The sequence below is a fragment of the Paenibacillus humicola genome (assembly GCF_028826105.1).
In the GTDB taxonomy this organism is placed as follows: domain Bacteria; phylum Bacillota; class Bacilli; order Paenibacillales; family Paenibacillaceae; genus Paenibacillus_Z; species Paenibacillus_Z humicola.
Window position 1 is genome coordinate 1,313,793 of the sequence record NZ_JAQGPL010000001.1, and the last position, 17,557, is coordinate 1,331,349.

The following is a 17,557-nucleotide window of genomic DNA, read 5'->3' on the forward strand; positions in this document are numbered from 1 at the left end:
TCGCATGAAACAGTCACCCACCTATTTTTGTCCAAAGTCCGGCTGTATGCCTATAGGTAACCTACACCTCGCTTTCCGTCGATGCATATTCTGATCCCATGGACGAAGCCGGACTCCCGGCTGCGGGATCGGCCGCGGGAAATCAGGATGGGGGGAATCGCCATTGGATTTGGAATTTACGGGGGAAAGAGTCGTTCCCGGAAAGGTGACGCCCGATTTATTCCACGAGCATATCTCCCGGTATTATTTTGCGAAGCAGCTCACGAAGCCCCAGCATCATGCGATCGATCTGGGTTGCGGGGCGGGGTACGGCACTTTTGAACTGGCACACGCTGCGGGTCATATAACGGGAATCGATCTATCGGATGAAGCGATCGCGTACGCAAAGGAGAGGTATGCCCGGCCGAATTTGAAATTTATGCAAATGGATTGCTCGAACCTGACGTTCGCCCATGCGAAATTCGATCTTGCCGTTTCGTTTGAAGTGATCGAGCATGTGCCCGACGTCATTGTCTATATGGAGCAAATCAAGCGGGTATTGAAGCGGGACGGCCTGTTTATCGTATCGACCCCGAATAAAAGAGTGTATACGGATCCGTACGGCTACACCAATCCGTTTCATGTGACGGAGTTTTATTACGACGAGTTTCTCCGGTTTTTGAAGGCTTATTTTGTTCATGTGAACGTGTTTTTTCAGGGATATATGCAAGGGATTGCCATTAAGGGCTTAACGCCACAAGCCTCTGCGAGGCATATCCCGTTTGATCAGGGGAATACGGATCCGGAATCGGCCTCTTATTTTATTGCCGTATGCTCGGATGCGGAGAGTGGCAGCGTGCGGGAGATGCATTTTACGTTCGGCCATTCGCAGTACGTAGCCGATTACGGATGAGGAGGCTTACCCTGTGGAGATCATTTGCTGCGAAGAATGTTACGTCTGCGGCGAGCTCGCCAGCTTCGTGATCGTGCCGGGCGCGACCCTGCTCCGGGAAGCCAACTGCCAGTATTGTACCGCGAGTATCCGATACTCCGATACGGCTAGAATCATAAGCGGAATTTTCAGCCGTCAAGACCGGCCGCTCGCGGAAAGCGTCGGCAGCCTGCATGGAATCGCGATCCTGGAATCGCAGTCCGACGGGCCGATTCACGAGGTTTTGCACGGGCTGCAGGGCTATACGTGCTTTGAGTATTTTGACGGCATAAAGCCCGGCGAATACAAAGACGGCATCCTATGCAACGATTTTCAGAACCTGTCCTTCGCAGACAATCAATTCGATCTCGTCATTTCGCAGGACGTCTTCGAGCATATTGCCCGTCCCGACAAGGCATTCCGTGAAATTCACCGGGTGTTGAAGCCGGGAGGCTATCATGTGTTTACGGTGCCGGTCCACGAAGGACGAAGCAGCTTAAGCCGGGCCGGGCTTCCGCGTGTATATCACGGCGATCCGCTCCGCGAGGAAGGCGCATTGGTCCATACGGACTGGGGGGACGACATCGACTCGATTGCGGATGCATACGGAATGACGACGACGCGTTTCGATCTGCATTGCTTTCATTCGATTGACGAGATTACGAACGCGGACCGCACATATTCGGACTATCTTCAAAAGAAACCTATTGAATACTTTCAATATAATTCGGTCGTATTCGCCTCGAAGAAACGAACGGATACGTAACCATTCGCAAACGGGAAGGACTTGGATCTATCTCCTTTAGGTCAGGGGTCCTTCTTTGTTTGTCCCGCCGCCGCAAGACGGCGTCGGCCGCTTCTGCTTGTTACAGCCGGCTGTAAAATTCGGCCAGTATTTTTCGCGCGAAATAATAGCGGTCCGCATGAAATAATACGTTCCATTCATCGGATCTTAGAATAAGGTTGACAAGCGATAACGGAGAATGGCCTTCATTCAACAGTCTAAGAAATGCCGGATAACCGTGTGCATCCGGATAACGGCACAATAATTCGGTATAAAAATTGTGGACCATATCTTCATGGTTCATTGCGAGAAGCCGGCTCATTTTGTCCGCTACCGTCGGCTGGCGTTCTTCGGAGAAGGAGGGGGCGGCGTAGATTTGAATCGCTTCGTCGCTGTTCAGGATACCGATGATCAATTCCGTTCTGGGCATGCCCGAGCGCAAATAAGCCGCCTGCGCGGCGATTTCCGATTTGTCAGCGGCCCGATTTAACAGCTGAGCGTACAAGCTGCAAACAAACGGTTCATCGTTCAACTGATTGGCCTGGTGCAGAAGCTGGATCACTTTCACTGGCTGCCCCTCCGATCGTCGTGCTTCTATGAGTAAGTATATGGCGATTCTTCCGAACGGTTTGGACATCATCCGCGATTTTGCCGTAAAACGCATGCAATTGATGATCGAGTCTATGTCCACCATTTCCCGAGCCGCATACGGTATAAGTAAAGAATAAGGAGGCATCCGATGCCATGCTTCAACAAGTCGTCCATCAGGCGAAGCTGTACGCCATTATCGTATCGCGGCATTTTTCCGAGAATGGCGTGCATTTCGTAACGCCGTCCCACTTTTCGCAGCAGCTTGCCTTTATGAAGCACCCTGCGGGCAAAACGATTCAACCACATATTCATAATCTCGTCGAGCGCGAGGTGCATTACACGCAAGAAGTGCTGTTCATCAAGAAAGGCAGGCTGCGCGTCGATTTTTACGACGATTCGCAGCGTTATTTCGAAAGCTGCGTGCTGGAGGCGGGGGACACGATTCTGCTGGCATTCGGCGGCCATGGTTTCGAGGTGCTGGATGAGGTGGAAATGATTGAGGTGAAGCAGGGGCCGTACGCGGCGGATCAAGATAAAACCCGGTTTACGGGCATTGATGCGGATCAAGTCATTTTGAAGAATAAAACGTGATGAACGGAAAAGGAGCGCAGCGACGATGACCGTTTTTGGACCTTCCTATTCCCGCTACTACGATTTGCTTTATAAAGACAAAGACTATGAAACGGAAGCCGGCTATATCGACCGCATCATTCAAAGCAGCCGGCCGGGGGCCGGGCGATTGCTTGAGATGGGCAGCGGAACCGGGAAGCATGCGGCATTGCTCGCCGCGCAGGGGTATTCGGTTTGCGGCATCGAGCAGAGCGGGGATATGCTTTCCATAGCGAAACAAAGGGAAGACGGGAGCAGCCTTCGTTTCATCCGTGGCGATATGCGCACCGTCCGGCTGGACGAACGTTTCGACGTTGTCTTCTCGCTGTTTCATGTCGTCAATTACTTGAACCGGAATGAGGATTTGCTTGAGGCGTTCCAAAACGCATCGGCGCATCTTGAAGAGGGCGGATTGTTTATCTTCGACAGCTGGTATGGACCGGCGGTGCTAACGGATCGTCCCGCGGTCCGGGTCAAGCGGTGGGAGGACGAGGAATCCCGCGTCATCCGGCTCGCGGAGCCGGTCATGTCGGTCAATCGCAATACGGTCGAGGTCAACTATCAGGTTCTGCTGCACGACAAGAAAAGCGGGCACATGGACGAATGGAAAGAAACGCACCGCATGCGGTACCTGTTTACGCCCGAGATCGAAATGATGCTGGACCGGTCCGGCATGGAACTGGAAAGCTGCTGCGAATTTATGACGGGCCGCGACCCGGGGGAACGTACCTGGAGCGTTCTGTATATAGGTCGGAAACGATGAAGCGGATCGGCTTGCTCCTCAGCAGCGACCCGAACTTCGGAGGGACGTTTCAATACAGCCTGAATATGCTTGATGCCATTGCGAGCCTTCCGGCAGCGCGCTATACACCGGTTATCGCGTATGTCGATCCGGTCTGGCGCAAGTACCTTGAGCCTTATTCCGGCATGGAAATCATCGATTTGAGCTGGTGGCAGGAGCCGTTTCCGTCCTGCGACTTATGGGTTTTTCCGGCGCAAGAGGGCTGGGATTTTCAGAAGAAGGTGCCCGTACTGACCGCCGTGCACGATTTGATGCACCGGTACGAGAGCGAATTTCCCGAGGTGTCCGAAGGCGAGCAGTACGACCTGAGAGAAGAGATTTATCGCAATATTTGCAAATGGAGCGCGGGAATATTGGTCGATTCGGCGACCGGCCGCAAGCATGTTCACGAATCGTACGGTTATCCGCTGGAAAACATTTATGTGCTGCCATACATTCCGCCGCAATACATCCACCATCCTTCACCCGGCGACTTCGACCGGAAATTCCGGCTTCCGAAGCGATTTATTTTTTATCCCGGCCATTTTTGGAAGCATAAAAACCATCTGCGCCTGATTGAGGCAGTCGCCTTGTTGTCCCGCGACCTGCCCGACATTCATCTTGTTTTTGCGGGACTGGAAAAGAACGGACTCGAGGAGCTGTGGCAGTCAGTCGAACAATTTCGGCTGGAGAACCGGGTTCATTTTCTGGGCTATGTTCCCGATCGTTATATGCCCGAGTTGTATAAGCGGGCGCGCGCATTGGTAATGCCGACCTTCTTCGGACCGACGAACATTCCTCCTTTGGAAGCATTCGTTTTGGGTTGTCCGGTGGCGGTATCCAAAATTTACGGAATGCCGGAACAGACCGGCGATGCGGCCTTGCTGTTTGACCCGAATTCGGTGACGGAGATTGCAAAATGCGTAAGGCGTCTCTGGACGGACGACGGGCTGTGCAAGGACTTGATTCGAAAAGGAAAACAGCGGGCGGCCGATTGGGGGAAGAAGCAGTTTAATCAGCGGCTGCAGGACATTATCGCTCAATTAACGTCCTGAGCGGAAACAAGGAGGAGAGAGCCCATGGATCGGGAGCACGGTCTTTTCGGCAGCTTTTCGTCTTGGTCCGAGGCGATGCAGTATTATGCCGGGGATCCGGATTACTTTTTGGAGAAAGTCAAAGAAGCCACGTTAAAAGTCAAATCCGGCGAAGCCGCGTTTGAACGGGATTCCGTCCTTTTCGACAAAATCCAGCATTCCTATCCGCTTCTGGCCTATCTGCTGATGATCGCGACGGAACACGGCAATAAATTGAACGTGTTGGACTTGGGCGGATCGCTGGGGTCTTCCTATTTCCAGTGCAGGGGCTTTCTGAAGCATTTGAACGAAATCAAATGGAACATTGTCGAGCAGGAGCATTATGTAGCCTGCGGCAGAAAATACATCCAAGACGAGATTTTGAAGTTTTATTATTCGATCGACGAATGCGTGGCCGCCGGGCGTCCCCACACCGCTATCCTGTCCGGCGTGCTGCTGGCGCTTGACGATCCGTACGCTTATTTGTACAAATTGATGGACAGCGGCTTCGACTACATCATCATCGACCGGACGCCTTTTCTCCCGGCTGAAGACAGGCTCACTTTATATGTGATCCCCCCGTACATCCATGAATCGATCACGCCGGTTTGGCTGCTGAGTCTGGAGCGGTTCCTGTCCGTCGTTGGCGAAAAGTACGAGGTCATGGACGATTTCGATTCTTTCGAATCTTACCCGCTCGAGGACGGGCTCGTGGCCCAGGCCAAAGGATTCCTTCTCCGGAAAATCCCGGCTGCGCCGAAAAGGAAAAAAACCTGATGGCCGGGCGACAGCCGCCGCTCGTCAGCGTCATTACGCCGTCCTTTAATCAAGCCGCCTTTATTCAGGAAACGATCCAAAGCGTCTTGACGCAGGATTATCCTCATCTCGAGCATCTTGTCATCGACGGCGGGTCTACGGACGGGACGCTGGAGCTGCTGCAGCAGTACGCCGCATCGGACGGCCGGTTCCGGTTCATATCGGAGCCCGACCGGGGGCAATCGCACGCGCTCAACAAAGGCTTCGGGATGGCGAAAGGAAGCTTGATCGGATGGCTCAACTCCGACGATACGTATTTGCCCGGGGCGGTCTCGAAGGCGGTGAGCGCGCTGCAGAAGCATCCGGAGTGGGCGATGGTATACGGCAGAGCTTATTATATCGACGAACATAGCGAAGTCATCAATTTTTACCCGGTGGAGTCCTTCGATCCGAAGCGGCTGTACCATATCAATACGATCTGCCAGCCGGCTGCTTTTTTTCGGAAACCGGTGATCGAGAAGCTGGGCGGAATCGACGAGCAATTATATTTTTGCATGGATTACGATTTATGGATTCGAATCGCCAAACAGTACCCGGTCGGCGATATCGAAGACCCGCTTGCGAATGCAAGGCTGCATGCCGACAGCAAAAATGTAAAGGATTGGCTGGACCGGGGCATTTACGAGGCGTTTCAAACCAGCTTGAAATATTACGGCTCGGTCTCCGACTATTGGCTGATGGAGTTTATCGGCAGCCATTGGAATAAAGGCATCCCATGGCTGATGCAAAAAATAAAGGAATCCGCGATATCGGGCTCGTCCCCGTATGTCGTTTACTCGAATCAATATGAAGACGGCTGGGCTCCGCCGCGCTTCCGGTTCGTTGTCCGGTCGGAGACTTCCGCGCCGCTGCATACGGTTATTGTAAGGGGAACGCATCTAATGCCCGCGTATGTGGGGCAGGACGAACCTCTGCATCTATCGGTGCTTCTGAACGGAAAGCTTCTGTTGGAGCGTTATACGGCGGGACCGGGGGAATTCTCGTTGGAAATTCCGGCCGGATGCGGCAAGGCGGAATGCGAGATCCAGCTGGTGTCCGAAACCTCGTACGTTCCCCTGGAATACGGATTGAATGATGACAGCCGGCCGCTCAGCTTTATGGTAGGCGACATTATTCCGCTTTCTGCCAGGGAGTATGACGTATACGCGATGTTCCGTCCTCTGCATTGACATGCGCTCTCGTGACGGACACGGACGATGTAAACCGAAAGGGAGGGAGACCGATGACGCGGATCACTCGAATGGAAAACCTGAATCGCGGATCCTCCGGCCGAAAGGGCCGGGTTCCGTTTGTGATCGCCAACCATTTCAAGGCGCACGGCGGCAAAGGGCCGCCGGCTGCGCATTTCAAGATTTTAAAATCCGGCGCCATCCTCCAATTCATCGATATCGAGCGCGCGGCTTACCCGGAGCCTCTTTTTGCGAGAACGTCGGCTCACGTCATCGAGGAAAATCGTGAGGTTCATCCGGCTTTATACAGCGTATCGATCCAATACGAAGAGACCGGCGGCGATTGGAACGATGAACAGCTTGCCGCCTCTTTGTGGCTGCATGAGCATATTCGGAACGCCATTGCGGTGAAATACGGCAGGTGGTTTCCTTTAAGCCGGTACCATGTCATTACGCTGGACGACCCTGCACACGAGAAACGTCATCCTTTTTACGAATCGCTCGTTCGAATCGACGACGAGCATGCGCTGGACGATCTGCTCGCAGCGCTGGAATCGCTCAATCGACAGGGAATGTTCATGTGATGCTTTCCCTGATCGTTCCAACCTTCAACCGGGCAGCATACGTTTCGAAGGCGCTGAAATCGTTTGTTAACCAGACGCTGGACCGCAGCAGGGTTGAAATCCTGATCATCGATAATAACAGCACCGACGGAACGAAACAGGCCGTCCAGACTGCGATGAGATCCGCACCATGCAGGTGGCGCTATATAAGGGAACCAAGACAAGGTCTTCATTATGCGCGAAACCGGGGGATTACCGAGGCACAGGGAGAAATTGTCGTCTTCGGGGACGATGATATCATCGCGGACCCCGCGTGGCTCTCCGGCCTGTTTCGCGAATTCGAGACGCATCCGTCAACCGGAATTGCAGGGGGCAAAATCGTGCCGATATGGGGCAGGGAGCCCGAGCCGTGGGTATTTGATTACGGCACCGCGGACCTGCATGCATGCTTCGCTTATCTGAATTATGGAGAAGAGCGGCTGGTCATGACGGACGGCTACGTGTTCGGCTGCAACTTTGCCATCCGGCGCCAGCTGGCTTTGGAGGTCGGCGGAAGCTTCCCGGATACTTTTCCCGCCAAATTCAAGCATTTGGCGGGAACCGGAGAATCCGGGATGATGGACGAGGGAAGGAGACTCGGATGGGACGCCGTCTATTTGCCGGACGCGGTCGTATATCATCATATCGATGCTTCCCGGATATCGCTGGCCTATTTCGTGGACCGGTATGAGCGTTGGGCGGTGGAAGACGTCTATGAGGCGTTCCGGTCCATGAGTAAAAGCGACGCCGCTTCGCACCTGGTGCTGCTCGCTTCCGAAAGGCTGGCGTACGTCGATACGGATAGCCAAGGGAAAATCAATCCCGACTATTATCGAACCATTCGGCGCCACTGGGCTTACCAGGTCCTGAAACAAACGTGCAGGGTGCTCGCCGAGCCATCGTTATACGAGCATATTACCCGAAAAAGCTATTTATAGCGCACGAAAGCCCGCATCTATGGCATAGTAGATGCGGGCTTTCCGCTTAAATCCCGATTCCTTCATACCGGAAGCCGAGCGAACGCAGCTCCGGGCCGTTCAAATCGTTGCGCGTATCCAGTATATAAGGATTCCGCATCTCCCGGCCGATCGCTTTCCAGTCCAGGCTCCGAAACTCCTTCCAATGCGTGATCAAGACGAGCGCATCGGCGTGAACGGCCGTATCCTCCGCGCGGCTGCAGTAACGGACCGGCAGATCGGGATGAAGCTTCCGAAACATCTCCATTCCTTTCGGATCGTACGCCGAGATCGAAGCGCCAAGCTCCAGCAGCTTCTGGATGATGGACAATGCCTGGGTCTCGCGGACGTCGTCGGTATCCGGCTTGAATGTCAATCCCAATATCCCGATTCGCTTGCCGTTTAACGTACGGAGAGTCCGCTGCAGCTTCCCGGCGCAGTAGGACAGCATGCCCCGGTTCGCTTCCACGGCCGCTTCGATAACCGACAGCTTGCAGCCGTACAGCCGGCTCGCGGCCAATATTTCCGCCGTATCCTTCGGCAGGCAGCTGCCGCTCCACCCGCTGGACACCTGCAGGAATTTCCCGCCGATTCGCGAATCCGCACCCATCCCTTGGGCCACATCCAGCACGTTCGCTCCCAGCGCTTCGCAGAGCTGCGCCATTTCGTTGATGTAGCTGATTTTGACGGCAAGGAAGGCGTTCGAGGCGTATTTGATCATTTCCGCGCTTTTCGGATCGGTCTCCAAATAAAGGGGGTTGGCGGACCGGAGCATCGCCGCGAAGGGAGAATCCTTCCACATTTCTTTATATCCGCTTCGTTCCGCAATGGTCCGGTACAATGCTTTGAGCCTGCTTCTAGCCTGAGCGCCGGCGGCTCCCACAACGATCCGGTCGGGGAAAAAGACATCCTGTACCGCAAAGCCTTCCCTCAGAAACTCGGGGTTGCTGACGACGGCAAATTGCTCCTCGGCCCGCAGCCCGGACGAATCTTCGATAATCGACGCAACGAGGTCCGCTGTGCCGACGGGGACGGTGGATTTGTTGACGATGACGGTAAACCGTTCGGGATGCAGGTGCCTGCCGATGCTTTCCGCGGCTTTCTTCACATACTGCAAATCCGCCGAGCCGTTCGTCATGGACGGAGTGCCCACGCAAATAAACACGGCATCGGCTTCACGAACGGGCTGGAACGAGGTCGTCGCGGTCAGCAGGCGGCCGGCAAGCTGCTGGAGAAGCTCTTCCAAGCCGGGCTCGAAAATGGGGGACTTCCCGGCGTTGATCAGATCCGCCTTGTTCGGGTCGATATCGATGACGGTTGTGGAATGGCCGATTTTCGCGAAGGTGGCGGCGGTTACCGTTCCGACGTAGCCCGAGCCGATACAAACGACCTTCATGGCCGATCCGCTCCCCGAGACCGGTAGCCGTGTATCGTCCGCCTCAGCCCTTCTTCCAAGGAAACGGCGGGCTCCCAGCCTAATAGGGTTTTCGCTTTCTCAATGGACGGCCGGCGGTGCTTCGGGTCATCCTGCGGAAGCGGGTGGAAGGTGATCGGACTGTCCGTTTCCGTCATTTGCTGAACGAGCCAGGCAAGCTCGAGCACCGTACGCTCTTCCGGGTTCCCGATATTGATGATCCGTCCGGTCGCCTGATCCGTCTCCATCATCAGGATCAGCGCGCTGACCGTATCGTCGACGTAGCAGAACGAGCGCTTTTGCGAGCCGTCTCCGTATACCGTAATGTCGCTGCCCGACAAAGCCTGGGTGACAAAATTGGAGATGACGCGGCCGTCGTCATTTCGCAGTCCGGCCGAGTACGTGTTGAAGATGCGGGCGACTTTGACCCTGGTCTGATACCGGCACCAATATTCGTAGCAAAATACTTCCCCGAGCCGCTTGGCTTCGTCGTAGCAGCCTCTCGGACCCCATGTATTGACATTCCCCCGGTATTCCTCGGTTTGCGGACTGATTTCCGGGTCGCCGTATGCTTCGCTCGTGCTGCAGAAAACCATCGCGGACCGGTTAAGCCGGGCGAGCTCGAGCATATTTTTTGTGCCGATCGTGTTCGCGGCGATCGTTTCGAATGGCGCGGCTTGATAAAACTTCGGAGAAGCGGGAGAGGCCATATGGTAAATTTCTTCCACCTCAGAAAGCCCGGGAAGCTGAAGCACGCCCGGATCGCTGACGTCATATTCGATAAAACGAAAGCGGTCGCTGCCCAGCAGCTCGTTGATATGCTCCATTTTTCCCGAGGAGAGATTATCGATCCCGGTCAGATGATGCCCGCGCTGGAGCAGCTCCTTGGTCAAATGCGAGCCTAAGAATCCCGCTGCGCCCGTGACGAGAATTCTTTTCATCGAAAATGCGGCCTCCTTGGTTATGACCTAAGTATTCTCATTTTATGAACCGGCAGCGGATCCCGCTTGTATCGTTACCTAGGTCCATATCCGTTCATCCGTTCATTTTTTCCCGGTCGAAAATGGAGAGACCGTCACCTTACATATATATGTTTCGTCTGCCGTTTCGCATGGTTGAATGATTGGGGGCCGTATGCACATTTTAACGGGGTTGGTTCGCCGTCCATGTCCTTTCCCGGCCCTGGCGCATACCTTAAGTTGAATGTCTTCATTTGCGGAAAGATTAGGGAATCGAGGGGGAAAGCCATGAAGCCGCCGATCCCGGTAAATGAGCCTTTATTGAACGGAAATGAAAAAAAGTACGTAACGGAATGCATCGAATCGGGCTGGATTTCATCGGAAGGTCCGTTTGTCCGCAAATTCGAGGCGTCGATGGCCGATTACGCGAACAGAAAGCATGGCGTGGCCGTTTGTAACGGTACGGCCGCTCTGGAGCTGGCTGTTGCCGCTCTCGATCTTCCTCCCGGAAGCGAAGTGCTTGTGCCCAGTTTTACGATCATTTCCTGCGTACTGGCCATTGTCCGCCGCGGCTGCGTTCCGGTGCTCGTGGACAGCGACCCCGTCACGTGGAATATGGATGCCGCGCAGCTGGAAAGCAAAATTACGCCAAGGACGAAAGCCGTGATGATTGTCCATATCTACGGTCTGCCTACAGATGTCGATCCGGTGCTCGAGATCGCCGGGCGATACGGACTGAAGGTCATCGAGGATGCTTCGGAGATGATCGGGCAGTATTATAAAGATCGGCCCTGCGGCAGCTTTGGCGATATCAGCACGTTCAGCTTCTACGCCAACAAGCATGTGACAACGGGGGAAGGGGGCATGGTGCTGACCGATGACGATGCCCTGGCGGAGCGCTGCTCGCTCCTGCGAAATTTATTTTTTGTGCCGAACCGCCGGTATGTTCACGACGAGCTGGGCTTCAATTTCCGGATGACCAACCTCCAGGCGGCGATCGGTCTGGCACAGATCGAGCGTCTTTCGGAATTAACGGAACGAAAAAGGGAGATCGGCCGGCATTATACGGAGCTGCTGTCCGATTTGCCGGAGCTTCAGCTGCCGTTAACGTCCGCGCCGTATGCCGATAACGTGTATTGGGTTTATGGGATCGTCCTGCATGAAGAGGCGAATCTGGACGCTCCGGAGCTGCAGGCCAGGCTGGTGGATGAAGGCATTGCGACCCGCCCGTTTTTTTGGCCCATGCACGAGCAGCCCGTTTTTGTCCGTGCGGGATTGTTCCGGGGAGAATCCTACCCCGTCGCGGAACGACTGGCCCGGAGGGGATTTTATATTCCGAGCGGAATGGCGTTAACCGCCGAGCAGCGAATTCGGGTGGCGGAGACGCTGAGAAGCGCGATCAGGGCATAAAAGTGATGAATCGGCTGAACGGGCGGATCCCGATCAGCCGATGTTCATGTTAAGCTCTCCGATTTTACGGCTTGCAGCGCCGCTGCTGCGAAATTTATGGGGACAACCTTGGATTACAGCGTCCAGCGCAGCAGCAGAGCGGCTTCCGTCAACCCTCCGCCGAAGCCGTACAGCAGCAGGACGTCGTCTTTGCGGAGCTTGCCGGCCTTCAAGGCGATGTCGATCGCGAGTGGAATCGAAGCGGCCGACGTGTTGCCGTAATCGGCCATGCTCGTCAGCGCCTTATCGAGCGGAATGCCGGATTTCTCGCAGATCGACTCGACGATGCGCATGTTGGCGCTGTGCGGCACGAACCAATCGATGTCATCCACCCCGAGGCCGCAGCCGTCGAGCAGCTCCGCAATGCCTTTCGGCACCTGGGTCACCGCCCAGCGGTACACCTCCCGGCCGTTTTGCACGATTTTGCCGCTTGTCTGCATCGGCACGCTGCCGATCGAACCGGAAAGATGAGAGCAGTACACATGATGGCCGCCGCTGCCGGTCGTATGGGAATAAGCGCCGAGCAGGCTTCCCTGTCCGTCCTCGCTGCGCTCCAGCAGCACCGCGCCGGCGCCGTCGCCGAACAGGATGCAGGTCGCGCGGTCCGTATAGTCCGTAATTTTGGACAAGGTCTCCGCGCCGATCACCAAAATTTTGCGGTAAATCCCCGATAAAATCAGCCCGTTTGCGAGCTGCAGCCCGTAGACGAAGCCCGCGCAGGCGGCTTGCAGATCGACGGCGCCGCAGGAGCCGATGCCGAATTCGGCCTGTACCCGCGAGGCCATGCTCGGGAACAGCGTATCGGGCGTCGTCGTTGCGACGAGCACGAAATCGACGTCGTCCAGCCGCGCATCATAACGCGATACCAGGTCGCGCACGGCACCGAAAATCATGTCGCTGCAAAACTGCTCATCGGATGCGATCCGCCGTTCCGTTATGCCGGTCCGCTGTACGATCCACTCATGATTGGTCTCGACCATGCGCTCAAGGTCGTCGTTGCCAAGCACCTGATCCGGTACATACGCCCCAAACGCCGTTATTACCGCCGAAGATTGAAACTCCGCCGCTTTCATGTTCATCCGCTCCCTAATGGCCAGGTATTAGTATCTGGTACTAATACCAATGTAACCGATTGGAGGGGGGCTGTCAAATCGTGATTTTTCAGCATGAGCTGTAAGGGTTTCAAAATAAGCTGTAGGTTTTGTTTCAGTAAAACCTCTATTCGATAAGATGCGTAATGATGCATCTCTACATCGTTACACGCTCGGCAGGATTTCGTCTGTAAAGTATTTTTTTCCCTGCAATGGCTAAAATACTACAAGCTAACTTACGCTCGAAAGAAGAGAAACCGCATGAAAGTCGGCATTAGCATCGTTGAAAACGAGCAAATTTTACGGAACAGGTTTCAAAACTGTTCCGACGTTATTTTTCGCGAGCTTCGTATTCAAGGGCAAACCAGCCTTTTATTTGTCTTCGTCGACGGAATGATCGATGCGGATACGATTGTTACGAACGTTCTCAAACCGTTCCTGTACGATGGTCTCCCCCAAGGTTTCGGAGCGATCGACGGCGTCGCTCAATGGTTCGAACAGGAGCGCGTTCCCGTTATGTCGACCAAGAAGCTTTCCGCCGTCGATGATATCGTCGACCATATCTTGAAGGGGAACGTCGCCATACTGGCCGAAGGGGAAAATAATGCGCTTCTTGCCGATGTCGCGAAGTACAAGACCCGGGCCATCGAAGAGCCTTTTAACGAGGCGACCATCCGCGGGTCCAAGGAAGGGTTTACGGAGCTGCTCCGGACGAATACGACCTTGCTGCGCAGAATACTGGCGACGTCGAAGCTGAAATTCGAATCCATTACCGTCGGTAAAATTACCCGAACCGATATCGTCATTGCCTATCTCGAGGATGTCGTATCGACGCCCGTTTTGAATGAAGTCCGTAAGCGAATCAAGCGGATTCGGATCGACGGCATTCTTGAATCCGGCTATATCGAAGAATCCATCGAAGATACGCATCTTTCTCCTTTTCCGCAAATGATTAATACGGAGCGTCCGGATATTGTGGCGACCGGGCTGCTGGACGGAAAAGTGGCGATATTAATCAATGGAAGCTCATGCGCGCTTGTCGTTCCGATGACATTCTGGGACGGCCTTCAGGCTCCCGATGATAATTACGAACGCTTCTTGTTCGTCTCCATGATTCGATGGATTCGGTATCTGTTTGCGTTATTCTCGCTTTTGTTCCCTTCCGTTTACATTGCGTTAACGAATTATCACTTGGAGATGATACCTCTTAAGCTGATGATGACGGTCGCGAGTCTGCGGGAGATGGCTCCGTTTCCGACGGTGATCGAAGTTATGATGATGGAGGTTATGTTCGAAGGCTTGCGGGAGGCGGGGATCCGCCTGCCGAAGCAGATCGGCCCTCTCGTCAGCATCGTCGGGGCATTGGTGCTCGGGGAAGCGGCCGTCCGTGCCGGCCTTATATCCGCGCCTATCGTCATTGTCGTATCGGCCGCCGGAATCTCGTCGTTCATCATCCCGAACTTTCGATTTGCGTTTCCGCTGCGCATGTTAAGATTTCCTTTATTGATCCTGTCCGGAACCTTCGGCCTTTTTGGATTGGGGACTGGATTGATGGCCATCTTAATTCATCTCGTTCATCTGGCTCCGTTCGGTATGCCTTATTTAGCCCCGGTGGCTCCGCAAAACAGCCGCAAGCTGAAGGGCATATTCATTCGGCCGCCGCGAAAGCTTGTCGCACATACCGAATTTAACGACGAGGAGGCCCCCTCTTGAAGAAAATAGGCTCTTGTTTCGCGCTGCTCCTTATCGTGCCGTTCGCAACCGGCTGCTGGAATCAGAAGGAGCCGAATCAAGTCGCCTTCGTTATAGGAGGGGCGATGGATTTAACGAAAGACGGACGTTTAGAGGTCAGTAATCAAATCGCAATTCCTTCCGGTCTCGAAAGCGGACAAGACAGCGGGGGCGGATCGATGAAGAAAAGCTTCCGCGTCGTAAGCGCGACCGGGAAGAACTTATTCGATACGGCTCCGAATTTGCAGGTGCAGCTATCCCGCAGGCTGTTTGTCGGGCATCGCAGAGTCATTCTTGTCGGGCAGCGTCTGGCGGAGCATGGAATCGGAGATTTGCTCGACGAATTTATCCGCAACCCGCAATCGGAGCTTCGTTCAAGGATCTTTATCGCGAAAGGCGTCCAAGGAAAAAACCTCCTTTCCGCAAAGCCGGTTTTCGAGCCGCTAGCGGCCGAGTCGCTCACGAATGGACAAGCGGCCCTGGGTTTGAAGCCGTTTTATTTTCATGATTTTTTGTCCGATGTATTAAGCGAAGGCCTGCAGCCCGTTCTGCCGGCGTTCAGCCTGACGGCCTCCAACCAAATCGTGTTTGCCGGAATGGCGGCCATGAACAAAGACGATGGCCTGAAATTGGCGGGATTCCTGAATATAGAGGAGTCTTCGTATGCCAATTGGATCACGAACAGGCAAACCGGTTTTGAAATTACTTCTTTCGTCCCTGAAGGGAAAGGCAATGTTACCCTCAACCTTAAATCATTGGGCAGCCGTATTCGTGCGGAGACGGTGGGCGACCGAATCCGCATCCACGTTCGACTCACTGGCAAAGGAACCGTCGTCGAGAACAATACGAGTTTGAATCCGACCAAACGGGCGGATCTTCGCATCATTCAAGATGAACTGGGGCGAGTCGCCCGGGAATCGGTGCAGCAGATGATCGAAAAAGTTCAAAAGCAGTACAAAACGGATATCTTCGGGTTCGGAGAACATGTACATTGGCAATATCCCCACCGGTGGAAAACCTTGAAGCGAAATTGGAACAAGACGTTCCCGAAGCTGGACGTTTCGGTCGACGTGAAGCTTTATGGCAAGGATCCCGGAGAAACCGGCTCTTCGGTCAAGCTCATGCCTTGATCCGGATTCGCATGGCCTAACATCGAAAAGGGGCGGGAGCTACTATGAAGCTGTCAAGCGCGCAATTGGTTTGGATAATCGTAACGGAAGTTTGTGCGATAATCGGGGTTCGAATTTCGCCGGCAATCGCCATATCTCAACAAGACACGTGGATTTCGATGCTGGCGGCGGGTGTCATAGGCGCGGCTTTGACTTTGTTTACCGTTCACTTGAGCATGCTGAATCCCGGCCAAACGTTGACCCAATTCAGCAGGGCGCTGCTGGGCAAATGGTTCGGGCGAATAGTCGTCCTTCCGTACCTCGCGGCCTGGTATTCGTTCTGCACCGTTATACTTCGTGATTTCACCGGCTTTTTGCAGCCGATTCTGATCGACAGGACGCCCCTGTGGATCATGATGCTGATCATAATGGGCTTGATGATCTATTTGACTTCTACCGCAGGCATAACGGGAATCGGACGTTTATGTCAAATCGTGGGACCCGTCATTATTATTACGTTGGTCATCAGTTTCGTTTTAAATGCGGGCCATGCGAAAGGGCACTATTTGCTGCCCGTCTTTTCCGATACCGGATGGATCAGCATCGTGAAAGGATCGCTGGGTCCCGCCATTTGGCTCCCGGGACCTTATACCTTGCTGGTCGTCGTCGCATTTATGCGGAATCCCCGCAAAGCGCTTTCCAGTTCCTTGATCGGCGTAGGCATTACCATTGTCCTCGCTCTTGCCGCTACTTTAATGGTGCTTATGGTCTTCGGTCCGAATTTAGCGGCCAAAATCAGATATCCTTACTTTTTATACGTAAGAACCGTCGATATTCTGGACTTTATCCAAAATATGGACATCTTTTTTATGTTTATTTGGATCTTCGGCGTATCGGCCCAATTATCGTTATTATTGTTCGTCGCGAGTCACGAATCGGCCCAATGGTTCAAGGCGAAAAGCTGGCGAAAATTCATGTGGTTCAGCGCGCCGGCGATTTATGCGATGGCGCTCCTGATTCCGGACGAAACGGGATTTGAGGCTTATTACAATTTTGGGCTGTACGTCGTTTTTCCCATCTGCGGGATTGCGATTCCTCTTCTGCTTTGGATCGTTACGTTATTCAGAAGGAAATCGGTTGCCACTTGAATGATGGATTTTTGACTCCGTTTCAATGAAACCTGACATGCTGCAGCATCGACCATCCGTGCCAAGCTCGCGGCGGTCCGGGGCACGAAGCGGAAGCGTTCAACGCCAACACCGCGACCCTGCTGGAATCGCTGCAGCTTGGGGGGCGGGCTTCAGCGGCATTATGGCCAACTTTCATCCGGAGCTGTATACGTGGCTCAAGGCATGCTTCGACATCCGACAGTATTGAACTCAAACAAAATCATTTAAGGCGGAGGGCTTGATTATACGGCTCTCCGCCCTATTCATTTTATAACCCCATTCATCGGTCCGATTATGGCTGAAACAAGAAGATTGATCCAGAAATTGACGAGAATCAGACCGCT

The 17,557-nt window shown here is 54.0% G+C and carries 17 protein-coding genes; 13 read left to right on the forward strand and 4 right to left on the reverse strand.

The window, feature by feature from the left end:
• The first annotated feature begins 163 nt into the window (after positions 1-163).
• Both PD282_RS06255 and PD282_RS06260 read left to right on the forward strand, forming a co-directional pair.
• A complete protein-coding gene (locus tag PD282_RS06255) occupies positions 164-892 on the forward strand; it encodes a class I SAM-dependent methyltransferase (RefSeq protein WP_274649484.1) in 729 nt (242 codons plus the stop codon).
• A gap of 13 nt (positions 893-905) precedes the next feature.
• Positions 906-1,676: a class I SAM-dependent methyltransferase gene (locus PD282_RS06260; RefSeq protein WP_274649485.1), complete on the forward strand. Its 771-nt coding sequence runs from the start codon at positions 906-908 to the stop codon at positions 1,674-1,676.
• A 100-nt stretch (positions 1,677-1,776) separates the two neighbouring features.
• Here the strand turns inward: PD282_RS06260 and PD282_RS06265 are convergent, their stop codons facing one another.
• A complete protein-coding gene (locus PD282_RS06265) occupies positions 1,777-2,262 on the reverse strand; it encodes a DUF4214 domain-containing protein (protein WP_274649486.1) in 486 nt (161 codons plus the stop codon).
• 176 nt (positions 2,263-2,438) lie between these two features.
• Here PD282_RS06265 and PD282_RS06270 point away from each other — a divergent pair, with 176 nt between their 5' ends.
• The 7 genes from PD282_RS06270 to PD282_RS06300 are packed head-to-tail and all read left to right on the forward strand — an operon-like array spanning position 2,439 to position 8,273.
• Positions 2,439-2,876, forward strand: a complete 438-nt coding sequence (locus PD282_RS06270; protein ID WP_274649487.1) for a cupin domain-containing protein — start codon at positions 2,439-2,441, stop codon at positions 2,874-2,876.
• A gap of 25 nt (positions 2,877-2,901) precedes the next feature.
• Positions 2,902-3,657, forward strand: a complete 756-nt coding sequence (locus PD282_RS06275; RefSeq protein WP_274649488.1) for a class I SAM-dependent DNA methyltransferase — start codon at positions 2,902-2,904, stop codon at positions 3,655-3,657.
• The gene (locus PD282_RS06280) at positions 3,654-4,730 is read left to right on the forward strand and encodes a glycosyltransferase family 4 protein (protein WP_274649492.1); all 1,077 of its coding nucleotides are present in this window, start codon (positions 3,654-3,656) and stop codon (positions 4,728-4,730) included. The genes PD282_RS06275 and PD282_RS06280 overlap by 4 nt, the downstream gene beginning before the upstream one ends.
• 24 nt (positions 4,731-4,754) lie before the next feature.
• Positions 4,755-5,525: a methyltransferase, TIGR04325 family gene (locus PD282_RS06285; RefSeq protein WP_274649493.1), complete on the forward strand. Its 771-nt coding sequence runs from the start codon at positions 4,755-4,757 to the stop codon at positions 5,523-5,525.
• A complete protein-coding gene (locus tag PD282_RS06290) occupies positions 5,525-6,733 on the forward strand; it encodes a glycosyltransferase family 2 protein (protein ID WP_274649494.1) in 1,209 nt (402 codons plus the stop codon). The genes PD282_RS06285 and PD282_RS06290 overlap by 1 nt, the downstream gene beginning before the upstream one ends.
• Positions 6,734-6,786: 53 nt before the next feature.
• Positions 6,787-7,317: a hypothetical protein gene (locus tag PD282_RS06295; protein WP_274649495.1), complete on the forward strand. Its 531-nt coding sequence runs from the start codon at positions 6,787-6,789 to the stop codon at positions 7,315-7,317.
• Entirely contained in the window at positions 7,317-8,273 is a 957-nt protein-coding gene (locus tag PD282_RS06300) for a glycosyltransferase (RefSeq protein WP_274655067.1), read from the forward strand. Before PD282_RS06295 ends, PD282_RS06300 begins: the two co-directional genes overlap by 1 nt.
• A 46-nt stretch (positions 8,274-8,319) precedes the next feature.
• Here the strand turns inward: PD282_RS06300 and PD282_RS06305 are convergent, their stop codons facing one another.
• The gene (locus PD282_RS06305) at positions 8,320-9,687 is read right to left on the reverse strand and encodes a UDP-glucose dehydrogenase family protein (RefSeq protein ID WP_274649496.1); all 1,368 of its coding nucleotides are present in this window, start codon (positions 9,685-9,687) and stop codon (positions 8,320-8,322) included.
• Entirely contained in the window at positions 9,684-10,646 is a 963-nt protein-coding gene (locus PD282_RS06310; protein WP_274649497.1) for an NAD-dependent epimerase/dehydratase family protein, read from the reverse strand. Before PD282_RS06310 ends, PD282_RS06305 begins: the two co-directional genes overlap by 4 nt.
• A gap of 306 nt (positions 10,647-10,952) precedes the next feature.
• Here PD282_RS06310 and PD282_RS06315 point away from each other — a divergent pair, with 306 nt between their 5' ends.
• A complete protein-coding gene (locus PD282_RS06315; RefSeq protein WP_274649498.1) occupies positions 10,953-12,074 on the forward strand; it encodes a DegT/DnrJ/EryC1/StrS family aminotransferase in 1,122 nt (373 codons plus the stop codon).
• Between the two features lie 113 nt (positions 12,075-12,187).
• Here the strand turns inward: PD282_RS06315 and PD282_RS06320 are convergent, their stop codons facing one another.
• Positions 12,188-13,186, reverse strand: a complete 999-nt coding sequence (locus PD282_RS06320; RefSeq protein WP_274649499.1) for a ketoacyl-ACP synthase III — start codon at positions 13,184-13,186, stop codon at positions 12,188-12,190.
• Positions 13,187-13,465: 279 nt separating this feature from the next.
• On the opposite strand from PD282_RS06320, the gene PD282_RS06325 reads away from it, so the two are divergent.
• The 3 genes from PD282_RS06325 to PD282_RS06335 are packed head-to-tail and all read left to right on the forward strand — an operon-like array spanning position 13,466 to position 17,192.
• Positions 13,466-14,917 (forward strand): spore germination protein, encoded by a 1,452-nt coding sequence (locus PD282_RS06325; protein WP_274649500.1) that lies wholly within the window; start codon positions 13,466-13,468, stop codon positions 14,915-14,917.
• Positions 14,914-16,065 carry a Ger(x)C family spore germination protein gene (locus PD282_RS06330; protein ID WP_274649501.1) on the forward strand — a complete coding sequence of 384 codons (1,152 nt, stop codon included), beginning with the start codon at positions 14,914-14,916 and terminating at the stop codon, positions 16,063-16,065. Before PD282_RS06325 ends, PD282_RS06330 begins: the two co-directional genes overlap by 4 nt.
• Before the next feature lie 44 nt (positions 16,066-16,109).
• Positions 16,110-17,192, forward strand: coding sequence for a GerAB/ArcD/ProY family transporter (locus PD282_RS06335; protein WP_274649502.1), 1,083 nt, complete (start codon positions 16,110-16,112; stop codon positions 17,190-17,192).
• Positions 17,193-17,557 lie beyond the last annotated feature (365 nt).

Coding starts and splice junctions, on each gene's coding strand:
- PD282_RS06315 (WP_274649498.1), top strand. CDS start 10,953: ATGAAGCCGCCGATCCCGGTAAATGAGCCTTTATTGAACGGAAATGAA.
- PD282_RS06300 (WP_274655067.1), top strand. CDS start 7,317: ATGCTTTCCCTGATCGTTCCAACCTTCAACCGGGCAGCATACGTTTCG.
- PD282_RS06335 (WP_274649502.1), top strand. CDS start 16,110: ATGAAGCTGTCAAGCGCGCAATTGGTTTGGATAATCGTAACGGAAGTT.
- PD282_RS06325 (WP_274649500.1), top strand. CDS start 13,466: ATGAAAGTCGGCATTAGCATCGTTGAAAACGAGCAAATTTTACGGAAC.
- PD282_RS06290 (WP_274649494.1), top strand. CDS start 5,525: ATGGCCGGGCGACAGCCGCCGCTCGTCAGCGTCATTACGCCGTCCTTT.
- PD282_RS06295 (WP_274649495.1), top strand. CDS start 6,787: ATGACGCGGATCACTCGAATGGAAAACCTGAATCGCGGATCCTCCGGC.
- PD282_RS06285 (WP_274649493.1), top strand. CDS start 4,755: ATGGATCGGGAGCACGGTCTTTTCGGCAGCTTTTCGTCTTGGTCCGAG.
- PD282_RS06270 (WP_274649487.1), top strand. CDS start 2,439: ATGCTTCAACAAGTCGTCCATCAGGCGAAGCTGTACGCCATTATCGTA.
- PD282_RS06320 (WP_274649499.1), bottom strand. CDS start 13,186: ATGAAAGCGGCGGAGTTTCAATCTTCGGCGGTAATAACGGCGTTTGGG.
- PD282_RS06280 (WP_274649492.1), top strand. CDS start 3,654: ATGAAGCGGATCGGCTTGCTCCTCAGCAGCGACCCGAACTTCGGAGGG.
- PD282_RS06305 (WP_274649496.1), bottom strand. CDS start 9,687: ATGAAGGTCGTTTGTATCGGCTCGGGCTACGTCGGAACGGTAACCGCC.
- PD282_RS06310 (WP_274649497.1), bottom strand. CDS start 10,646: ATGAAAAGAATTCTCGTCACGGGCGCAGCGGGATTCTTAGGCTCGCAT.
- PD282_RS06275 (WP_274649488.1), top strand. CDS start 2,902: ATGACCGTTTTTGGACCTTCCTATTCCCGCTACTACGATTTGCTTTAT.